General features: G+C 66.0%; 15 protein-coding genes. 3 read left to right on the top strand and 12 right to left on the bottom strand.

Going from position 1 to position 19,734, the window contains the following annotated elements:
* Positions 1-51: 51 nt before the first annotated feature.
* The 6 genes from RND64_RS21700 to RND64_RS21725 all read right to left on the bottom strand — a co-directional run bounded on the left by RND64_RS21700 (position 52) and on the right by RND64_RS21725 (position 8,419).
* Positions 52-2,160 (bottom strand): DUF308 domain-containing protein, encoded by a 2,109-nt coding sequence (locus RND64_RS21700; RefSeq protein WP_235434372.1) that lies wholly within the window; start codon positions 2,158-2,160, stop codon positions 52-54.
* 103 nt (positions 2,161-2,263) lie between these two features.
* The gene (locus tag RND64_RS21705) at positions 2,264-3,781 is read right to left on the bottom strand and encodes an NAD(P)(+) transhydrogenase (Re/Si-specific) subunit beta (protein WP_083444394.1); all 1,518 of its coding nucleotides are present in this window, start codon (positions 3,779-3,781) and stop codon (positions 2,264-2,266) included.
* Positions 3,778-4,083, bottom strand: coding sequence for an NAD(P) transhydrogenase subunit alpha (locus tag RND64_RS21710; RefSeq protein WP_005177965.1), 306 nt, complete (start codon positions 4,081-4,083; stop codon positions 3,778-3,780). The genes RND64_RS21705 and RND64_RS21710 overlap by 4 nt, the downstream gene beginning before the upstream one ends.
* Positions 4,083-5,180 carry a Re/Si-specific NAD(P)(+) transhydrogenase subunit alpha gene (locus RND64_RS21715; RefSeq protein ID WP_005203205.1) on the bottom strand — a complete coding sequence of 366 codons (1,098 nt, stop codon included), beginning with the start codon at positions 5,178-5,180 and terminating at the stop codon, positions 4,083-4,085. The genes RND64_RS21710 and RND64_RS21715 overlap by 1 nt, the downstream gene beginning before the upstream one ends.
* Positions 5,181-5,409: 229 nt before the next feature.
* Positions 5,410-6,741, bottom strand: a complete 1,332-nt coding sequence (locus tag RND64_RS21720; protein WP_049699392.1) for a PE-PPE domain-containing protein — start codon at positions 6,739-6,741, stop codon at positions 5,410-5,412.
* Between the two features lie 85 nt (positions 6,742-6,826).
* Positions 6,827-8,419 carry a molybdopterin-dependent oxidoreductase gene (locus RND64_RS21725; RefSeq protein WP_049699391.1) on the bottom strand — a complete coding sequence of 531 codons (1,593 nt, stop codon included), beginning with the start codon at positions 8,417-8,419 and terminating at the stop codon, positions 6,827-6,829.
* Positions 8,420-8,513: 94 nt separating this feature from the next.
* Between RND64_RS21725 and RND64_RS21730 the strand changes: the two genes are divergently transcribed.
* Entirely contained in the window at positions 8,514-9,974 is a 1,461-nt protein-coding gene (locus RND64_RS21730; protein ID WP_049699390.1) for an FAD-binding protein, read from the top strand.
* 109 nt (positions 9,975-10,083) lie between these two features.
* Here RND64_RS21730 and RND64_RS21735 read toward each other — a convergent pair whose 3' ends face one another.
* The 6 genes from RND64_RS21735 to RND64_RS21760 all read right to left on the bottom strand — a co-directional run bounded on the left by RND64_RS21735 (position 10,084) and on the right by RND64_RS21760 (position 17,911).
* Entirely contained in the window at positions 10,084-12,360 is a 2,277-nt protein-coding gene (locus RND64_RS21735) for a heavy metal translocating P-type ATPase (protein ID WP_049699389.1), read from the bottom strand.
* Position 12,361: 1 nt separating this feature from the next.
* A complete protein-coding gene (locus RND64_RS21740) occupies positions 12,362-12,565 on the bottom strand; it encodes a heavy-metal-associated domain-containing protein (RefSeq protein ID WP_005203212.1) in 204 nt (67 codons plus the stop codon).
* A gap of 50 nt (positions 12,566-12,615) precedes the next feature.
* Positions 12,616-12,951 (bottom strand): metal-sensitive transcriptional regulator, encoded by a 336-nt coding sequence (locus RND64_RS21745; RefSeq protein WP_049699488.1) that lies wholly within the window; start codon positions 12,949-12,951, stop codon positions 12,616-12,618.
* Between the two features lie 110 nt (positions 12,952-13,061).
* On the bottom strand, positions 13,062-13,940 hold the full coding sequence (locus RND64_RS21750) for a hypothetical protein (RefSeq protein WP_049699388.1): 879 nt from the start codon (positions 13,938-13,940) through the stop codon (positions 13,062-13,064).
* 133 nt (positions 13,941-14,073) lie between these two features.
* Positions 14,074-15,747, bottom strand: a complete 1,674-nt coding sequence (gene nadB / locus RND64_RS21755; protein WP_049699387.1) for an L-aspartate oxidase — start codon at positions 15,745-15,747, stop codon at positions 14,074-14,076.
* A gap of 76 nt (positions 15,748-15,823) precedes the next feature.
* Positions 15,824-17,911: a heavy metal translocating P-type ATPase gene (locus tag RND64_RS21760; RefSeq protein ID WP_442903960.1), complete on the bottom strand. Its 2,088-nt coding sequence runs from the start codon at positions 17,909-17,911 to the stop codon at positions 15,824-15,826.
* A gap of 79 nt (positions 17,912-17,990) precedes the next feature.
* On the opposite strand from RND64_RS21760, the gene RND64_RS21765 reads away from it, so the two are divergent.
* Both RND64_RS21765 and RND64_RS21770 read left to right on the top strand, forming a co-directional pair.
* Entirely contained in the window at positions 17,991-19,298 is a 1,308-nt protein-coding gene (locus tag RND64_RS21765) for an MFS transporter (protein WP_049699385.1), read from the top strand.
* Between the two features lie 9 nt (positions 19,299-19,307).
* The gene (locus RND64_RS21770) at positions 19,308-19,664 is read left to right on the top strand and encodes an ArsR/SmtB family transcription factor (RefSeq protein WP_049699384.1); all 357 of its coding nucleotides are present in this window, start codon (positions 19,308-19,310) and stop codon (positions 19,662-19,664) included.
* Positions 19,665-19,734: the final 70 nt, after the last annotated feature.

Raw genomic sequence — 19,734 nt, forward strand, 5'->3', positions numbered from 1 at the left:
GTCTCCCTGCGATCCCAAGTCGATAACAGCGAGGCTCAGCAGTAGTAAGAGCTAGCTCACCCCGTTGAGCCGGTTCACCGACGCGAACAGGTCTCCGACCCGATAGTTGTTCACCGCGACGAAATTCGGAATCATGTTCCGCTCTGCGCGGCACTGCTCGAGCCGGTTGAACAAGAACTCCTCGCGATTGACCACACCGGCGTCGCGGATCCTGCTGGTGAAGTTGCTCATCCAGTGATTCACCAGAAACAGTGGCGCTGTGGTCGACCCTCTGTTCCGATCGCAGTTGAACTCGGCTGTCGTCCGGAATTCGTACGGTGTGTCCTGGGTCCACTCCTTGCCGTCGAGCAGCCAGGGGCGCTCGGCGCCGCCACCGACGTTCTCGTGCAGCCAGACCAGGGTGTGACGGCTGTCGATCATCTGCCGCAGCGTCGGCCACGGCTGGCCCATGGTCGGGGTGTAGAGCCGGTCGTAGAGTCCCGCCTGCCGCAGCAAGGTCTCCACGTCGGCGGGTGCGACCATGTCCTGCACAAAGAATGTGACCACCTCATTGGGGTGGGCGTCCATCCACTCGCGCACCTTGATCATCAGCGGCAGCCACTCCGTCGAACCGAGTTCGCACAGCTCGTGACACAGGTAGGGCTTGACCGGTCCGACGGGAGTCAGATCGAGGGCGTCGCGCACCCTCAAAGCACTCTGCACGGTCTGCGCGCCATACAGCTGCTCTGCCGCTGCCAATGCCTGTGCGCGGCTGTCCTGAGTGTTGGCGATGATCGGCGGCTTGTTCGACATCTGACCGTTCCAACTGTCGATGAGGAACACGCGTACGCCGTCGTCGAGTTGCCCCATGACGCCGGTCTCCTGTTCCGCGAGAAACCATCGATTGCCGTCGGCCGCCGACATCGAATTGTGCGTCGCGGGAAACGCCACGTCGTTGTATGGCCGGTCGCACAACTCGACGTGACCGTTGCACGCATTCGGATCATTCTCGGCGACAGCGGAACTCAACGCCGGGGTCGGCTGCGGCCAAGACAGTACGCCGACAGTCGCAAGCAGGACCGCTACGCCGACTATCGCCACCGCCGGAATCGCCAACCGGCCGACGATCTGGCGCCGATCGCTGTGCTGCAGTTGCCGATTCGCTGCCCGCAGCAACTCCCCCGCACCTGCGAAGAGCGCGAATGCTCCGAGCAGCACAGCGACGACCGTGACGAAGGTCAGCGGGCGCACCACCGCCAGCACGCCCAGCAACACCAGCACTCCGCCACGCGCGGCGATGGCCGCGGGGGTCGAAGGTCGTCGTATCACCCACTCGCGCAGACGCTCTGCGAGTCTGTCGAGATCGTCGACCGGCGCGAGACTCGACGCCGCGCGCACGGCCAGCCCGATGAGCGCCGCAACCGCAGCGATGATCCACAGCCTGCCGTCGACCTCGCGCCAGACCGCTACCGTGAGAGCGCCGTCGAGGGTGTCGGTCGGGAGGAAGGCGGCAATGATGGTGCAGGCGAGCAGGATTGCGGCGACGAGTGCCGCGAGCCAGATGATCGCCGCGCCAAGGGAGTCGGTGACCGCGGCGATGCGCGAGGCCCGACCCGTAGCCGCGGGCGGAGGTCGGATGAACGCCGCACCCACAATCAGCAGTAGGCCCAGCAGCGGCAACAACCACGCGAGGACTCGTACCCATCTGACGTAATCGAGGATGCCCGAATCCCATTCACTCGCACCGATCGCCGAGAGCGTGACATCCATGTTGTCGGGTAGTCGAGCAGCGACGTCGGGTGCCACCGTCCGCAGCGCGGCGACGGTAACCGCCCCGAGATCGGCCAGACGCAACACGAACAGATTGCTGTCGCCCTGGGTTATCGACCTATGGATCGACGCGGTGAGTCCTCGCACCGCGGGCCCCGCCGCGGGACTCGACACCGCCGAGATCGACACCGATTCCACCAGCGGACGCAGCGCGATGAGTTCCGGCGACGCCGAGATGATCTTGCCGGACACGAGCAGCCCGAGTTGCCGCGCGACCGCGGGATCCTGCCGGATCGAGTCGACATGCGCGGCGAACCGGGCGCTGTTGACGGCCTCGCGGTTGACCACACCCGCGAACAACCCGCCGAGCAGACACAGCACTCCGAGCGCGAAAACAACGTGCGAAATCACCGTGCGAACTCGGGAAGCGTCGACTGCCATCACATACACATAGCAGCGGGCGGCACATTGTGCCGCCCGCTGCTACCAAATCGTAAAGCACTTCATGAGGCTGCTACAGCGCCTTGAGCTCCTCGATGACCTCGGCGACCGACTTCTTCGCGTCGCCGAACAGCATCGACGTCTGCTCCGCGGTGAACAGCGGATTGTCGATACCGGCGTAGCCCGAACTCATCGAACGCTTGAGAACGATGACCGATCGGGACTGGTCGACGTTGAGGATCGGCATTCCGTGAATCGGCGACGACGGGTCGTTGCGCGCCGCCGGATTGGTCACGTCGTTGGCGCCGATCACGATGGTGACGTCGGTGCGAGTGAACTCGCCGTTGATGTCGTCCATCTCCTTCATCGAGTCGTACGGCACGTCGGCCTCGGCCAGCAGCACGTTCATGTGGCCCGGCATACGACCGGCGACCGGGTGGATCGCGTACTTGACCTCGACGCCCTTGTCCTCCAACAGGTCTGCCATTTCCTTGACCGTGTGCTGCGCCTGGGCGACGGCGAGACCGTAGCCCGGAACGACGACGACCTGGTTGGCGTATGCCATCTGGATCGCGGCGTCGGCAGCCGACGTGGCCTTGACCGTGTCGCCCGCACCACCGGCAACACCCGCGGCACCGGCGTCGCCGCCACCGAAAGACCCGAAGATGATGGCGGGAATGGAGCGGTTCATGGCCTTGGCCATCAGCATCGTCAGGATCGAACCCGACGCTCCGACGATCATGCCTGCCACGATCATCGCCTGGTTATTCAGCGCGAGACCCGCAGCGGCAGCGGACAATCCGGTGAGTGCGTTGAGCAACGAGATGACGACGGGCATGTCGGCGCCGCCGATGGGGAACACCACGAACAGACCCATCAGACCCGCGACCACCAGCAGGATGACGATCCAGTACCACGGAGTCGCGTTGGTCGAGCTCGCCTTCACACCGATGACCACGGCCACCGCGACGGCCACGATCGCCAGCACGACGTTGGCGACCTGGAACAGCTTGGCGGCTGCGACGAGCTTCTTCTCGAGGTTCTTGTTGAGCAGTTCCTGCAGCTTCGCGAAGGCGACCAGCGAGCCCCAGAAGGAGATCGAACCGATGATGGCCGCGAAGAGCGATCCGACGATCACGGCCACGTTCGGCTCGTGCGGCACCTGGGTGAAGCCGTCGTACTCGATGTACTCGGCCCACGCGATGAGCGCGACGGTGCCGCCGCCGACGCCGTTGAAGAGCGCGACCAACTGCGGCATCGCCGTCATCTTGGTCTTGAGGGCCGGCGGGATGCCAAGTGCGACACCGATCGCGAGACCGATGGCGATCAACACCCAGTTGACCGTCGGGACACCGACGTCGCCTGCGTCGTTGTAGACGCTGAGCAGGGTCGCGACGATCGCGATGCCCATACCCGTTGCCGCGATCCAGTTTCCGCGCACAGCGGTCTTGGGGCCGGTCAGCCCCATCAGGCCGTAGATGAACAGCGAGAAGGAGACGATGTAGAGAGCCGTGACGCCGTAGCCCAGGCCTTCGGAGACCTGTCCCGTCGACTCGCTCGCCAGCACCGTCGAGGCGAGGATGGCGCTCACTTGGCAGACTCCTTCTTACCCTTGAACATTCCGAGCATGCGGTCGGTGACGAGGAATCCGCCGACCACGTTGAGCGTGCCGAAGATCAGCGCGACGAACGCGATGATCCGGGTACCCCAATTGGCATCTGCCGGAAGCGAACCCAGCACGACCAGCGCGCCGAGCACAACGATGCCGTGAATAGCGTTGGTACCGGACATAAGTGGGGTGTGCAGCGTGTTGGGCACCTTCGAGATGACCGCGAAGCCGACGAATCCCGCTAGAACGAGAATGGCGATGTTCGCCATGAGACCGGTGTACATCAGGCCTTCACCTCCGAACTGGTCGACGTCGACCCGGTCACGCATGCGGATGCGATGACCTCATCGTCGAAATCGGGTGTGATGGCGCCGTTCTCGTCGAGCATGAGCTCGATCAGCGCCTGCAGGTTCTTCGAGTACAGCTCGCTGGCATGCTCGGGCATCGTCGCCGGCAGGTTCAGCGGAGACGTGATGGTGACGTCGTGTTTGACGACGGTCTGACCCGGTTCGGTCAACTCGCAGTTGCCACCGGTTTCACCTGCAAGATCGACGACGACGCTGCCGGGCTTCATGCCCTCTACTGCAGCGGCGGTGACCAGGCGAGGCGCCGGGCGACCCGGAACCAGCGCGGTGGTGATGACGATGTCGAAACCCTTGATCGCGTCTTCGAGCGCCTGCTGCTGCTTGGCGCGCTCGTCGTCGGTGAGTTCACGGGCGTATCCGCCTTCACCGGCGGCGTCGATTCCCAGATCGAGCCACTGCGCGCCGACCGAACGGACCTGCTCGGCCACCTCGGGTCGCACGTCGTAGCCGGTGGTGCGGCCACCGAGGCGCTTGGCCGTTGCCAGCGCCTGCAGGCCGGCGACACCCACGCCGAGCACCAGCACGGTTGCAGGCTTGACCGTGCCCGCCGCGGTGGTGAGCATCGGGAAGAATCGCGTCGACTTGTCGGCTGCCACGACGACCGACTTGTAGCCGCTCACGTTGGCCTGCGAGCTCAGCGCGTCCATGACCTGCGCGCGCGAGATGCGCGGAATCGCCTCGACGGCGTACGCCTCGACGCCCGCTTCTTTCAGCGCTCCGACCTTGGTGTCGGCATTGCGCGGTGCCAAGAAGCCGATCAGCTTCTGGCCGCGCCGCAGCTTGGCGATCTCGGCGTCGCTCGGCGGTGACACACGAAGCACCACATCCGCCGCGTACGGATCGCCGATCGTCGCTCCTGCCTCGACGTATGCGTCGTCGGGGATCAACGCCTCCACACCGGCGCCCGATTCGACGGTTACCGGCACTCCCTTACCTACCAGCGTCGCAACGACCTTCGGGACGAGCGCCACGCGACGCTCACCCTCGGCCGTTTCGCGCACGACTCCCACGCTCATGTTGTCAGTTTCTTCTCTGTCTTCTTCGGCACTGGTCTTCGTCAGTGCTCGATCTGTTTGGGTACGAGCGCACGGTGATCCGCGGGTTTACTCCTCCGGCCACTGCGTTTGGCGCCTCGTCGGGGCGCGTTCGTCAATGAGGTGGTCATCCGCACGCCGCGCCCGCTCGAAATTCGGTGCGACGAACATAGCATGACCTCAGCAGACGCAGATCACGCCGTTGAATTGCTCACTTTTGCTTGACGTTGCCGGCTGCCCACCGAACTAGATGGGCAACCAAGTCGCCGACGGGGTCCTCGGGGACCGCTGCGGGCGCGGTGTCGGCGGCTGCGGGGAGCTGGCCAGGGTTTGTGGGAGCAGGGGTCGGCGTCGCGCTGGTGTTCTGCGGCGGCTGCCACGTCTTGCCCTGTGCCGCGAGGGCGTCCGGGTCGGTGACCGGTACCTGCAGCCCCAACGCGTCGTACAGAGCAACCTGAATCTCGCGCGGTGTCGGCAGCTTCTCGCCTGCATTCGTCGACGCCTCACCCGGCTCCGGTACGGGGACAAGAGTGTCGAGCGCGTCGTCGAATTCTGGTGGAACGGGTATGCCCAAGCTGCGCAGAAAGATCCCCTGCGGATTGCCACCGTCGAGGACCACGTAGGTGGTGGCGCCGACTTCTTTGGTCGAGACCACCCGGTACTGGTTCACCAGGTTGCCCTTTTGGCCGTGGATCGTAGCGCCGGGCAAGAAGTAGAAGGCGGAGGTCAACGGGTGCGCGAGCGGATTTCCCAAGCCGCACACCGAGTCTCCGCGCACGCAGTAGGAAATGACCCGAATGTCGCCGGTACTCGATTCGTCGCGCGGACCGTTCGTGTAGGCACCGGGGATGACGCTGGGTATGACCGTTTCGATGCCGGTGTTGGGAAATCGCGAGTCGGCGCCGACCACCACGACGACGTCGGCGTCCGGGATCGCATCCGCGTCTCCCGCCAAGTACTTCTGGTGGAGTTTGTAGGCGACGTTCATCGCGATGGGCCCGCTCTGCGAGTAGCCATTGAGAACGATGGTGCCCGATTTACCGCGATCAACCCATGCCCGCTCGGCGTCAGCGACCCCGTCGGCGGTACCGATGTCGACCGAATCGTTGTAGGTGCCGTTGCCGGTGAGATCGAACTTCTTATTGCCGACTACGACTCCGAATGCCGCAGGGTATTGCACGACAGGGATTTTCGGATTGTAGGAGCCCGCGCCATGCGGTGCGTCGTAGAACCCGACGTCGACCGTGCGGCCGTACTGGTCGCCTCCCATCGGGGAGCCTGCGCCGCCGATCGCCGTCGAGCTGATCGGTGTGAAGTCGCTGGTGCCGGGGATGAGGAGCACCGTCGAGTCTTCTCCGAGACCCTGCGGGAGCCAGCTGGGTTTGTCCCGGATCGGCGTCGGCTCGTACCAGGACCTGGGCAATTGAACCGTGGGGAGCCGGACGGGACCCTGCGCGCCCTGCGAAGCCGCACCGGCGGTGCCGGGGGTCAGCAGTAGGGCCGCGGCGCACACCGCGAGTCCGGAAGTGACAACCCCGCGCATGTGACCCACCCCTCGATGTGTGCTGCGTCGAAGGGTAACCCCGGCAATAGCCTCACGCCCACGGCGGCACCACTCCGTGCTCTCATCAGCCGACGGTGTAGTCGCGGGAATCGAGTCCGGTCGCGCCGTCGGGAACCGGGTCGGCCTCGGTCTCGGTCTGCGCTTTCCCGTTCTTGTCGATGGCACGGCATTCGACGGTGTGCTGGCCGCTCGTCGCCTGCCAGGTGAACTTCCACTGGCGCCAGGTGTCGATGCTGTACTCGGTTGCCAATTGCGCGTCCTGCCAGGGCCCGCGGTCGATGCGGACCTGCACAGCGGAGATACCCGTGTGCTGCGCCCACGCCGTCCCGGCGATGATCACCTCTCCGGGCTTGACCGAGCCGCCCGCTGGACGGTCGATGCGCGACGCGAGTTTGATCGGACCAAGCGCCGACCAACCGCGCGTCGTCCAGTACGCCTGAGCGTCGGCGAACCGAGTGAGTTCCCAGTCGGTCACCCACTTCGTCGCCGACACATACCCGTAGAGCCCCGGAATCACTTGTCGCACAGGGAATCCGTGTTCGATGGGAAGCGGCTCGCCGTTCATAGCGACTGCCAGCAGCGCGTCACGCTTGTCGGTGATCGCAGACACCGGGGTGCCCGCGGTCCATCCGTCTGAGCTCGTCGAGAGCAACATGTCGGCGCCAGGGCGCACTCCGGCCCTGTCGAGGATGGCCTTCATCGGCACGCCGAGCCAGCGGGCATTGCCGATCAGATCACCGCCGACCTCGTTCGACACGCACGTCAACGTCACGACGCGTTCGGTCATGGGCATGGCGAGTAGTTCGTCCCAGGTGAGGGTGAACTCCTCGTCGACGAGGCCGTGCACCCGTAGCTTCCAGTCCGTGGTGGTCAGTTGAGGCACTTGCAGGGCGGTGTCGATGCGGTAGAACGACGCGTTGTCGGTGACGTACGACGTCGCTCCCTGCACACCGATGTCGACGCCCGCGGGGATCGGCGGCGCGGGTGAGGCGGGCGCGGGGAGCTTGATGCCCGCGCGATCGGCGACGGTGCGCGCGGCGTCGGCAAGTAATTTACGGCCGATGGCGCCCACCGCGATGGCGGCGACCGCGATGCCCGCAGCCGTCAGGACGAAGCGCCGCGGGACCCCGGACTGTCGCTCGTCGTCCTGTTGCTCGTCGCCGTTGCTGGATTGCGGGGCGTCGAGTTGTCGCAGGAGCAGTCGCAGCACCCCGATACCGACGACTCCGGCGAGCAGCGAGGGAATGACGTAGGCGCCGCTCGAACCCGCTCGGTTGAGTGCCGCGACCACCCCGAGCACCGCGAACACTCCGATCACAACGCTCCCGAGCGGAGGTCGACGCCGCTCCAGCACGCCCGTCGCCGCTGCGAGGACGACGATGATCAGTGCCATCCCGGTGAACAACGCCGTCTTGTCCGAGGTGCCGAACACCCCGATCGCCCACTCACGGACCGCCTGCGGCGTGTGGTCGACGACCGTCGACCCGACGCCGAAGAACGGTGAGGAGTTCTCCGAGATCGGAACCGCACACAACTCGCCAATGGCGAGGCCTGCGCCGACGGCGATCAGCCCTGCGACCGCTGCCGGGCCGTCATGAGTCGACGGTCGACGATTGTCGTCGACGTCGGGTCTGGTGAGGGTTCGTCCAGAGGACACACCCCTTGATACCTCCAAAGCCTGAGGAGAAGGCAAACGTACGCGACCCTCAATCACTAGAACACGTTCTAGTTTGTGGTCTACGCTAAGCCGCATGGCTGACGGCACACGGATTCCCGACACCCTCCCCCTCGGCGCGGTGACGCAGTTCAGCGACGAGGTCGACGTCGTGGTGATCGGACTGGGCATCGCGGGCGGTTGCGCCGCGGTGGAGGCGGCGTCGAATGGAGCACGCGTTCTGGTTCTCGAGCGTGCGGCGGCGGCCGGCGGCACGACGGCACTGGCGGGCGGACACTTCTACCTCGGCGGCGGTACGGCGGTCCAGAAAGCCACCGGACACGACGATTCCGCCGAGGAGATGGAGCGGTACATCACCGCGGTCTCCAGCGACCCCGAGCCGGACAAGATCCATGCGTACTGCGTCGACAGCGTCGAGCATTTCGACTGGCTCGAAGCTCTCGGCTTTCAGTTCGAGCGCAGTTACTACCCGGAGAAGGCCGTCGTCCAGCCCGAGACGCAGGGTCTGATGTACACCGGCAACGAGAAGGTGTGGCCGTTCAACACCATGGCCGTTCCCGCCCCGCGTGGGCACAAGGTTCCGGTCCCCGGCGACACGGGTGGTGCCGCGATGATCGTCGAGTTGCTGGTCAAACGTCTCGCCGACCTCGGAGTGGAGGTGCGATACGAGACCGGCGCTCGGCAACTCGTCGTCGACGACGGCGCTGTCGCCGGAGTCGCGTGGCACAGCCCCGGCAGTGGCGACGGGGTGATCAGGGCACAGGGAGTCGTCATCGCCGCGGGCGGGTTCGTGATGAACTCCGACATGGTCGCGGAGAACGTGCCGTGGCTCACCGAGAAGCCGTACGTACTCGGCAACACCTACGACGACGGCCTCGGACTCCGCATGGGTGTCTCGGTGGGCGCCGAACTCAAGCACATGGATCAGGCATTCTGCACCGCACCCGTCTACCCGCCGGCGATTCTGCTGACCGGGATCGCGGTGAACAAGAATGGCGATCGATTCGTCGCGGAGGACTCCTACCACTCGCGGACGTCGAGTTTTGTTCTCGAACAACCGGATTCGACGGCCTATCTGATCGTCGACGAAGCACACATGAAGCGACCACGCATGCCGCTGGTGCCGTTTGTCGACGGCTACGAGACGATTGCCGAAGCCGAACAGGCGCTTGGCATTCCGACCGGGAAGCTCCAGGCGAGCCTCGATCGGTACAACGAGAACGCCGCACGCGGCGAGGACCCTGACTTCCACAAGGCACCGGAATACCTTGCGCCGCAGGACAAGGGACCGTGGGCCGTCTTCGACATGAGTCTGGGAAAGGCGATGTACGCGGGGTTCACCCTCGGCGGCATGGCAACCTCGGTCGACGGCGAGGTGCTCGACGCCTCCGGGACCGCGATTCCCGGGCTCTACGCAGCCGGCGCGTGCGCAGCGAACATCGCACAGGACAGCAAGGGCTACGCCAGCGGAACACAGCTGGGCGAGGGCTCGTACTTCGGACGCCGCGCCGGACGCCACGCCGCCGCGCGCCGCTGATCGAGCGCCCCACTGCAGATCGAGCTGTTCCCGCTGATCGAGCCGCTCCCCGCCGATCGAGCTGGTCCCCGCCGATCGAGCTGCTCCCCGCTGATCGAGCTTGTCGAGATCACCGTCGCGGCGTAAACCGCCGCAGGCGAAGGCTGTTCAGCACGACGAACACCGACGAGAGCGCCATCGCGGCGCCCGCGATCATCGGATTGAGCAGCGCGGCAGCGGCAAGCGGGATCGCGGCGACGTTGTAGCCGAACGCCCAGAAGAGGTTCTGCTTGATCGTCCGTAATGTCGCGCGCGACAACGCGATCGCGTCGAGCACCTTGTTCAGGTCACCGTCGACGACGGTCACGTCGCTGGCGGCGATCGCGACATCGGTACCGGTGCCCATCGCGATGCCGAGGTCGGCCTGCGCGAGGGCCGGCGCGTCGTTGATGCCGTCGCCTACCATCGCCACGGTCGCGCCGGCCTGCTGTAGGCGGACGACCTCTGCGACCTTGTCCTCGGGCCGCACATCGGAGATCACGGTGTCGATCCCGACGATGTCGGCGACGTGCCGGGCGGCTCCTGCGTTGTCTCCGGTCAACAGAACCGGTCGCAGCCCCGCCTTCTTCATGCGCGAAATCGCTTCGGCGGCACCCGGTTTCACCGTGTCAGACACCACGATGACACCGATGGGCGTACCGTCGCGCAGCACGACGACGGGAGTCGCTCCCGCGGCCTGCGCATCGCCGATGGCATTGCGAAGTCCTTCGTCGAGTTCGACGTCGAGATGCGCGGGCCCACTGACGGCCACGCTGCTGGGTCCAACCCTGCCCGACACCCCGACACCGTGAGCGGCGTCGAATTCATCGACCTCGGGCACCGGAAGATCCTGTGCGGCAACGACGATCGCGTGACCGATGGGATGTTCAGAACCCTTCTCCACCGCTGCGGCGAGAGTGGTGACCTCTTCCGGGGTGACCCCAGCTGCAGGGTGTACGGCGTCGACGCGCATCTCGCCGGTGGTCACGGTGCCGGTCTTGTCCAGCACGACGGTGTCGATGCGTCGAGTCTTCTCGAGCACTTCGGGGCCCGACAGCAGGATTCCGAGCTGCGCACCACGTCCGGTGCCGACCATCAACGCAGTCGGTGTCGCCAGTCCGAGCGCACAGGGGCACGCGATGATCAGAACCGAGACGGCTGCGGTGAACGCGGTCAGCACCGAACCGTCGACCCACCAGAAGATCAGTGCGCCAAGGGCGATCAGCATGACTGCGGGAACAAAGACGCCGGAGATCCGGTCGGCGAGTCGCTGGACCTGGGCCTTACCCGCCTGCGCGGCCTCGACCATCCTGGCCATCTGTGCCAGCGCGGTGTCGGAACCGACGTGGGTCGCACGAACCACGAGTCGACCGCTCGTATTGATCGTCGCGCCGACGACGTCGTCGTCGACGGTCACCTCGACGGGCACGGATTCGCCTGTGAGCATGGACATATCGACAGCTGAGGCACCCTCGACGACCACTCCGTCGGTGGCGATCTTCTCGCCGGGACGAACGACGAACTCGTCTCCTACGGAGAGTTCTGCGATCGGGACCCTGACCTCACCGCCCGAACGTCGGATCACGACATCCTTCGCGCCGAGGTTCATCAGAGCACGAAGCGCATCCCCCGCACGGATTTTGGCACGCTTCTCCGCGTAGCGACCGGCGAGGATGAACGTTGTGACGCCCGCTGCGGCCTCCAGGTAGATGAACGACGCTCCCGCTCCGCGATCGGGGAGTAGCTCGAATCCGTGTGTCATGCCCGGCATTCCGGCCATACCGAAGAACAAGGCGTACAAAGACCACCCGAAGGCGGCAAGAGTGCCCATCGACACCAACGTGTCCATGGTTGCAGTGCCATGCCGCAGATTGCGCCACGCGGCGAGATGGAACGGATAGCCGCCCCAGATGATCACGGGTGCAGCAAGAGTCAGCGACAGCCACTGCCAGTTGGTGAACTGCCACGCCGGCACCATCGCGAGGACGATGACCGGTATCGACAACAGCGCCGAGATGATGAGTCGTTGACGCAACCCCCGCAGCTCGACGGCAGCAGGACTCGAATCGACCCCATCGGGCTCGATCCCGTCACCCGGCCCCGAATCAGGGGACTCACCAAGAGTTTTCGGGCGCACGGGTGTGGCCGTATATCCGGCGTCCTTAACCGTGGCGACGAGGGTGTCGACGTCGGCTGTGCCGTCGACCGTCGCCCTTTCCGTCGCGAAGTTCACCGTGGCGTGGACGCCGTCGAGTTTGTTGAGCTTGCGCTCGATGCGATTCGCACACGACGCACACGTCATGCCGGTGATGTCGAGGTCGACGACGGTGGCCGGCCCCTCACCGTGCGTCGTGTACGTCGTCGACATGTCAGACCAGCTCGTATCCGGCTTCGGACACGGCGTCGGAAACCTCGTCGCGAGCGAGTTCGCGATCGCTGGAGATCTCGACGACGCCCGTCTCCAAAGTCACGTCGACATTGTTCACGCCGGGGATCTCGCCGATCTCTTCGCGAACCGATGCGACGCAGTGCCCGCAGGTCATGCCGGTGACGGTGTAGGTGCTCGTAGTCATTGTGTTCGGTTACCTTTCGTAATGGTTGATCGTCGTAGTGGTCGGCTGCATCAGGACTTGACGAGCCGGGCGATCGCGGCCATTGCCTCGTCGACCTTGGCTCGGCCGGCCTCGTCGCTCTCCTGCGCGGCGTGCACCACGCAATGGTTCATATGGTCTTCGAGCAGACCGAGCCCAACGGCCTGCAGCGCTTTGGTCATTGCCGACAACTGGGTGAGGATGTCGATGCAGTACTCCTCGTCGTCGACCATGCGTTGAAGCCCACGCGCCTGACCCTCGATGCGTCGAAGACGCTTGAGGTAGTCGTCTTTGCGCGTGATGTACCCGTGTGCGTTGTGCTCGGCGTCTGTATTGGCCCCGGCGTCCGGTGTCGCGTCTACGGTCATGGTCACTCTCCTCGTATACCCCTCACCGGTATACCAGGAAATGACAATAAACGGTACCCCCCTAGGGTATCTGGATAGCCAACAGCTGAGAGCGGAAGACGAGAGACATCTCAGGAGCGCGCGTGATGGAGCGCGTCGGCGAGCTTCGACAACGCCGCGGCAACCTCGTGTAGCGCGTCACTCACCGGATCGGGCTGCGCCCCGGATGTCGGGTGACCACCCTGCAACGGATCGACGCGCTGCGGCGTCGGGGGTCGAGGTGACGGTGGTTGGGTTGACGGGGGTTGAGGTGACAGCGGTTGAGGCTGCTCGACGGACCGCTGACCAGCGACGTCGAGAGCCTGGTGCCTGTTGGCTTGGTAGACAGGCGTCGAGGGTGGTTCAGCGTTGGTCGACCGGCGTCCACCGCGGTAGGCGTGTGCCGCAGCCGACTGGCCTGACCCCGACTGGCCTGACCCCGAATGTGACGAGACCGGATGCTGTGCGGGTGGGGCCTCACGGAGCGACGACCCGCGCGGATCGTCGAGCCGATGCGACCCGGCGTTACCCGCGGCGATCGGGAGATCGCCGGTCGACGGGCCGCTGCGCTGCGGCTGATCGGGTGCACCGACGGGCTCCCGGGCATCGCCACCGGGCGCGCGCCGGGGACCACCACTGCCGGGACGAGGGCTCGGGGCATGCCCGTTCGATCGGGCATAGAAGTGCGGGCCGCCGTGTCCGTTGAAGAAGACGCAGCGCGCTCCCTCGGGCGACGGGACCGGGCACGGGTTGCGCTCGATGAGCGATTGCGCGCGGTCGTCGAAGTCGTTCCACTCGAGCCAGAGACGTCTGTCGCTTCGCGGTCGAGCACTCGCATCCGTGGCGTGGTTACCCGCGTGTCCGGCCGCCAGCCGACACTGCAGCAACCATTCCGACGACCCGCTCAAACCGAGCGCACGACGTTCCTCCGCGGAGCACACAACCGTTGACCAGCAACCCTGGCCGTCCATACGGTCCTCCCATCGGCCCGAATACGCGCTGCTTACGTGTGGCGACGACGCTACTCGCGATTACCCGGCACGTCACAGTCGAATCGACTGTCATCACGGCCGTGCGGTGCGTCGACCGACCCTCTCCCCGGCGTCAGTCTACGGAAGTCAGCGCCGGCACTTCTACCCCGACGGCGCAGATGTTGCCGTCGACCAATCGGAAGGGTCGCGAGCGCTGTTCGCCGGTCCCGTGATGATCCGTACCCGGGTACTGCTCGTCGGTACGCACATGGCACCCGCGTGAGCTGGTCCGCGCCAGGGCGGCCGTCACGACGGCCCGCGCGGCAAGTGTCAACGCCGCATCTTCGACGTCGCGCCGCGTCGCGAGGACGCGTGGACTCGCATCGTCGAGCATCGCCGCGACTCGCCCGAGTCCCTCCGCGTCGCGGCGCAACCCGACGAAACGCGACATCGCATCCTGCAGCACCTCTCGGTCCACCACCTGCTCGACACCGGGCTCGTCGCCGAGTGACCCGATCGCCTCGGCGACGACGTCGGTGCCGGCCATCGCTGCGACATCGGCAGCACGGACACCCATCACCAGCCCTTCGAGCAGCGAATTGGATGCGAGCCGGTTGGCGCCGTGCAGCCCGGTGCGGGCTACCTCGCCTGCCGCGAGTAGACCTGCGACCGTCGTGCGCCCGTGCGCGTCGGTGAAGACGCCACCGCACTGATAGTGGGCGCCCGGCACCACCGGGATGCGCCCGTCCGCTGGGTCGAGGCCGGCCGTGCGCAGTCCGGCGGTGACCGTCGGGAACCGTGTGACGAAGTCGTCGATCGCCGAGATGTCGAGGTACACGCACGGATGTCCGGTGCGTTCCATCGCCGCCGTCACGGCGTTGGCGACGACGTCGCGCGGTGCCAGGTCGCCGAGCGGATGGACGCCCTCGGTCACCGATTTTCCGTCGGCGTCGACGAGACGTCCGCCCTCGCCTCGGATGGCCTCTGTGACCAGCGTGCGCCGACCTCGCGCTCCCGGCGTGTAGAGCATCGTCGGGTGGAACTGAACGAACTCGAGGTCGGCAACGTCGGCACCCGCGCGTAGTGCGAGCGCGAGGCCGTCTGCCGTGGCGCCCGCCGGGTTGGTGGTCGCGGCAAAAAGGTGTCCGCTGCCGCCCGTCGCGAGCAACACCGTCGGGGCATGCACCACTCCCGGTCCGTCCGCGCCGAGGTACGCGACGCCGACGGCGCGCCCGTTCACGGTGAGGACGCGGGTGACAGTGCAGTCGTCGAGAACGCGCACATCGCCGCGTCGAATCACGGTGGCGACGGCCTCCGACAGTGCCAGCTGAATCTGCGCGCCCGTGGCGTCGCCGCCGGAATGGATGATCCGACGCACGCTGTGCCCGCCCTCGCGCGTACGGGTGAATCTCCCCGAGGCATCGCAATCGAACTGCGCACCCCATCCGAGCAGGCGCGACACCGCAGACCATCCGTCAGCGAGGATCTCCCGCGAGATCTCGGCATCGCCGAGTCCCGCACCGGCGGCCAGCGTGTCGTGCAGGTGCAATTCGACGCTGTCGTCGACATCGTCGGGTGCGACCACTGCGACGCCGCCCTGCGCGTAGTACGTCGACGTGCTGTGTTCGACCGGCCGCCCTGAATGTTCAAGCGATCCGGCACCTTGAAGCGATTCAGGGCTGTACGCAGCACCTTTGTTGCAGATCACCACGCGTAGCCCGAGCTCTGCTGCGTGCAGTGCAGCGGTGAGTCCCGCGACCCCCGCCCCGACCACGACGAGATCGGCACGTGCCAGATCGAGCCCCATGTGCGTGCTCCTTCGCCGAATCGATGTTGTCGACCCCGAGTGTTTTCGACCCACAGTCGAAAACCCTCCACGAAGACTACGCCGAGATTCGCGGTTCGTGTAGATCGGCTCGACGCAGGAGTTGAGCGTTGAGCGCGACGATGATCGTCGACAACGACATCAGCAGGGCCCCGACCGCCATCGGGAGCACGAACCCGATCGGCGCGAGGATGCCCGCCGCCAGCGGCACAGAGATGAGGTTGTACCCGGCGGCCCACCAGAGGTTCTGCTTCATCTTGCGGTACGCCTTGCGCGAGAGCTCGATCGCCGACACGACGGTCCGCGGGTCGTCTCCCGCGAGCACGACGCCGGCCGACCCGATCGCCACATCGGTACCCGCGCCGATTGCGATACCGACGTCGGCGCGCGCGAGCGCAGGCGCGTCGTTGACACCGTCACCGACGAAGGCAACGGTGTGGCCCTGCTTCTGCAGCTCGGAGACGATCTGCTCCTTGTCTTCCGGCCGCACCTGCGCGTGTACCTCGGTGATGCCCACCGCCTTGGCCACCCGGTCGGCGACGTCTCGGGCATCGCCGGTGATCATCACCGACTCGATGCCGCGGTCACGGAGCTCGGCGACCGCCTGTGCCGATTCGGGACGCGGTTCGTCGGCGAGTGCGATCACGCCGACTACCTTGCCGTCGATCATGATGTACAGCACCGTGTTTCCCCGAAGATCCTGTGCAGCAGAGGCGAGATCATCTGGAACCGTCACGTTTTCGACGAGCCTTGGACCGCCCACGGACACCTGCCGACCGTCGACGACAGCGCGCACACCCGTTGCGGCGTGCGTACTGAAATCCTTCGACGGAGCGGTGCTCACTCCCCTGTCCTGCGCGGCGCGCACGATGGCGCGGGCGAGCGGGTGCTCGCTCTGCAATTCGGCCGACGCTGCGAGACCGAGAAGCTCGTCCTTCGAATACCCCTCGCGCGCAACGATATCGGTCACCTCGGGCCGTCCACGAGTAAGCGTTCCGGTCTTGTCGAAGCAGACGACGTCGATTTGCCGAAGGGTTTCGAGCGCGATCCGATTGGTGACGAGCACACCCATCCGGGCGGCACGTTCGGTGGCGATCGAGACCACCAGCGGTATCGCGAGTCCGAGTGCGTGCGGGCACGCGATGACCAGCACCGTGATCGTGCGGATGACTGCGTCCTCGGGTTGTCCGATCGCCGTCCAGATGATGGCGGTCAGCGCCGCGGCGCCAAGCGCGAACCAAAAGAGCCAGCCCGCAGCACGATCGGCGAGTCGTTGCGCACGCGACGTCGAATTCTGCGCCTGCGCGACAAGGCGCTGGATGCCCGCGAGCGTCGTGTCGTCGCCGACAGCTCTGACCCTCACCGTGATCGCCGAGTCGGCGGTGACCGTTCCTGCGACCACCTTGTCGCCGACCTTGCGGGTGACGAGATCAGACTCTCCGGTGATCATCGACTCGTCGAGTTCTGCTGTGCCGTCGATGATTACACCGTCCGCGGGCACCCTGCCCCCTGGACGCGCGATCACCACGTCGCCCTCGACGAGGTCGGCCGGGGCGACCATCTCGGTCTGCCCACTACCCGGATCGCCGACGACGCGCTCGGCTTCGTCCGGCATCAGTGATGCGAGCGAATCGAGTGCCGACGTGGTCTGCGCGATCGAGCGCATCTCTATCCAGTGCCCGAGCAGCATGATGACGATGAGAAGTGCCAGCTCCCACCAGAAGTCGAGATCGTGCGGGAGCAGGTGAAGCGACGCACCCCACGACGCAACGAATGCGACCGTGATCGCCAGCGCGATGAGGGTCATCATTCCGGGTGTGCGCGAGCGAAGTTCGCTTACGGCACCGGTCAGGAACGGCCGTCCGCCCCAGAGGTACATGACCGTGCCGAGCACCGGCGAGATCAGGCGCACCGCGTTGTCGGGGACGGTGTAGCCGACGATCGACCCGAACATGGGCGAAGCCACAACGACCGGGATCGCGATCACGCACATGATCCAGAACAACCGTCGGAACATCGCGACGTGGTCCATGTGCCCGTGCGCCATATCCCCGTGGTTCATGTTGCCGTGGTCCATGTGCTCGTGGCCCATGTGTTCGTCGCTACCTGGTTCTGCGCCCTTGGGCGCGTGCCCGTGCGTTTCCATATCCCCTTTATACCCCCCTAGGGTATGTATCGCACGCGTATATGTGCGCAGATGCGCACATATAGCTTAATATCGCCCTGTGCGGGCATTCACCTATCCGACTTTCCGTCGGCTCTACGGCGCGCAGGTGGTGTCTCTGCTGGGCACTGGCCTGCTCACCGTTGCGTTGGGTCTGCTCGCCTACGACCTCGCGGGCCCCGACGCCGGACGGGTTCTTGGCACGGCACTCGCGGTGAAGATGGTCGCGTACGTCGTGATGGCCCCCGTGATGCGCGCGCTCGTCACCGCCCTACCGGCCTCGCGAGTGCTCGTCGGCGCAGACGTCGTACGTGTCGCAATGGCCTGCTGTCTGCCCTGGGTCGGCCACGTCTGGCAGATCTATCTCCTGGTGTTCGCCTTGCAGACCGCGTCGGCGACCTTCACTCCGACCTTCTCCGCAACCATCGCGCGTGTGGTCGACGACGGTGACGACTACTCATCGGCCGTCGCGGCATCGCGGATCGCCTACGACCTCGAATCCGTCGGCAGCCCGCTGATCGCAGCGGCACTGCTGACCGTCGTGTCGTACTCGACGCTGTTCGTCGGCACCGCGCTCGGCTTTGCCGCGTCCGCCACCCTCGTCATCTCGTGCCGCAGGGGCATCAACGGCCGCCGCATCAACGAAACGCGCGCCCCCAATTCCGCCGAAAGCTTCGCCCGCCGAACCTTCGCGGGTTGTCGAATCATGCTGGCGCGCAGCGCATTTCGCGGCGTGTTGTGGGTCAACGTCGTCGTCGCCGCGGCAACCGCACTGGTCATGGTCGGCACCGTGGTCTTCGTTCGAGCCGACCTCGGAGGTTCCGCGACGGCGGTCGCGGTGGCCTTCGCCGCGTTCGGCGCGGGGTCGATCGCCGCGGCGATCCTCGGGCCGCTGATCTTCCGACGCGCGGGAACTTCACGACCGATGTTGGCCTGTGCCCTCGCCTGCGTGATCGGCGTTGCCGGGATGGCGGCGTGGTTGGGCGCGCCGTCGTACATCTCTTTGCTCGCACTCTGGGCGGTTCTCGGTGCCGCGACGTCGATCATCTCGACCGGTACCGCGCGTCTGCTGCGCGATCACAGCACCGACGCCGACCGCGACGACGTGTTCACCGCACAGTTCTCGCTCTCACACGCCGCGTTTCTGGTGGCCTATCCCCTCGCGGGTCTCGGCACGTCGACCAGCGGGCAAGCGGCGTGTGCGCTCGTGCTGTCGGCGCTCGCGCTGCTCGGACTCGTCGGTGCCGCGTACAGCTGGCGACCAGCGACTACCACCCGAACAGCGAACACACGACCGGCGAACCTACGAATCCACCCGCGGATCTCACTTACGATGAACCGAGCAACCGCAACCGCCGACGAACGGTGATCACCGCCGATGAAACAGGCAGCCACCCCTGCCCCGAGCCTCGAGCACCGGGTCAGTCCCGACCCCGAGCTCCTCGGTACCGCAACAGCGCTCTTCACCATGCTGTCCGACCCCACGCGGCTGCACATCCTGTGGCTGTTGCGCGACGAGGAGCGTGACGTCACCGCTCTGACCGAGGCCGTCGGAGCGTCGCGGACCGCGGTCAGTCAGCATCTGGCAAAACTGCGCTTCACCGGGCTCGTCGACACCAGACGCGAGGGGCGTCGAATCATCTACCGCCTACGCGACGGGCACGTCGGCAGGGTCATCGCCGAGGCTCTCAACCACGCCGACCACCGCGTTTCAGGGGAGCCCGAGCACGGCTGAGGCGCGACCCGATACCTGGGCCGTTCGTACGCCTTGTCCGATTCCCGACACCGACCTCCTACACTGGGCG

The organism is Gordonia sp. w5E2, from assembly GCF_036540975.1.
Classification (GTDB): Bacteria; Actinomycetota; Actinomycetes; order Mycobacteriales; family Mycobacteriaceae; genus Gordonia; species Gordonia jacobaea.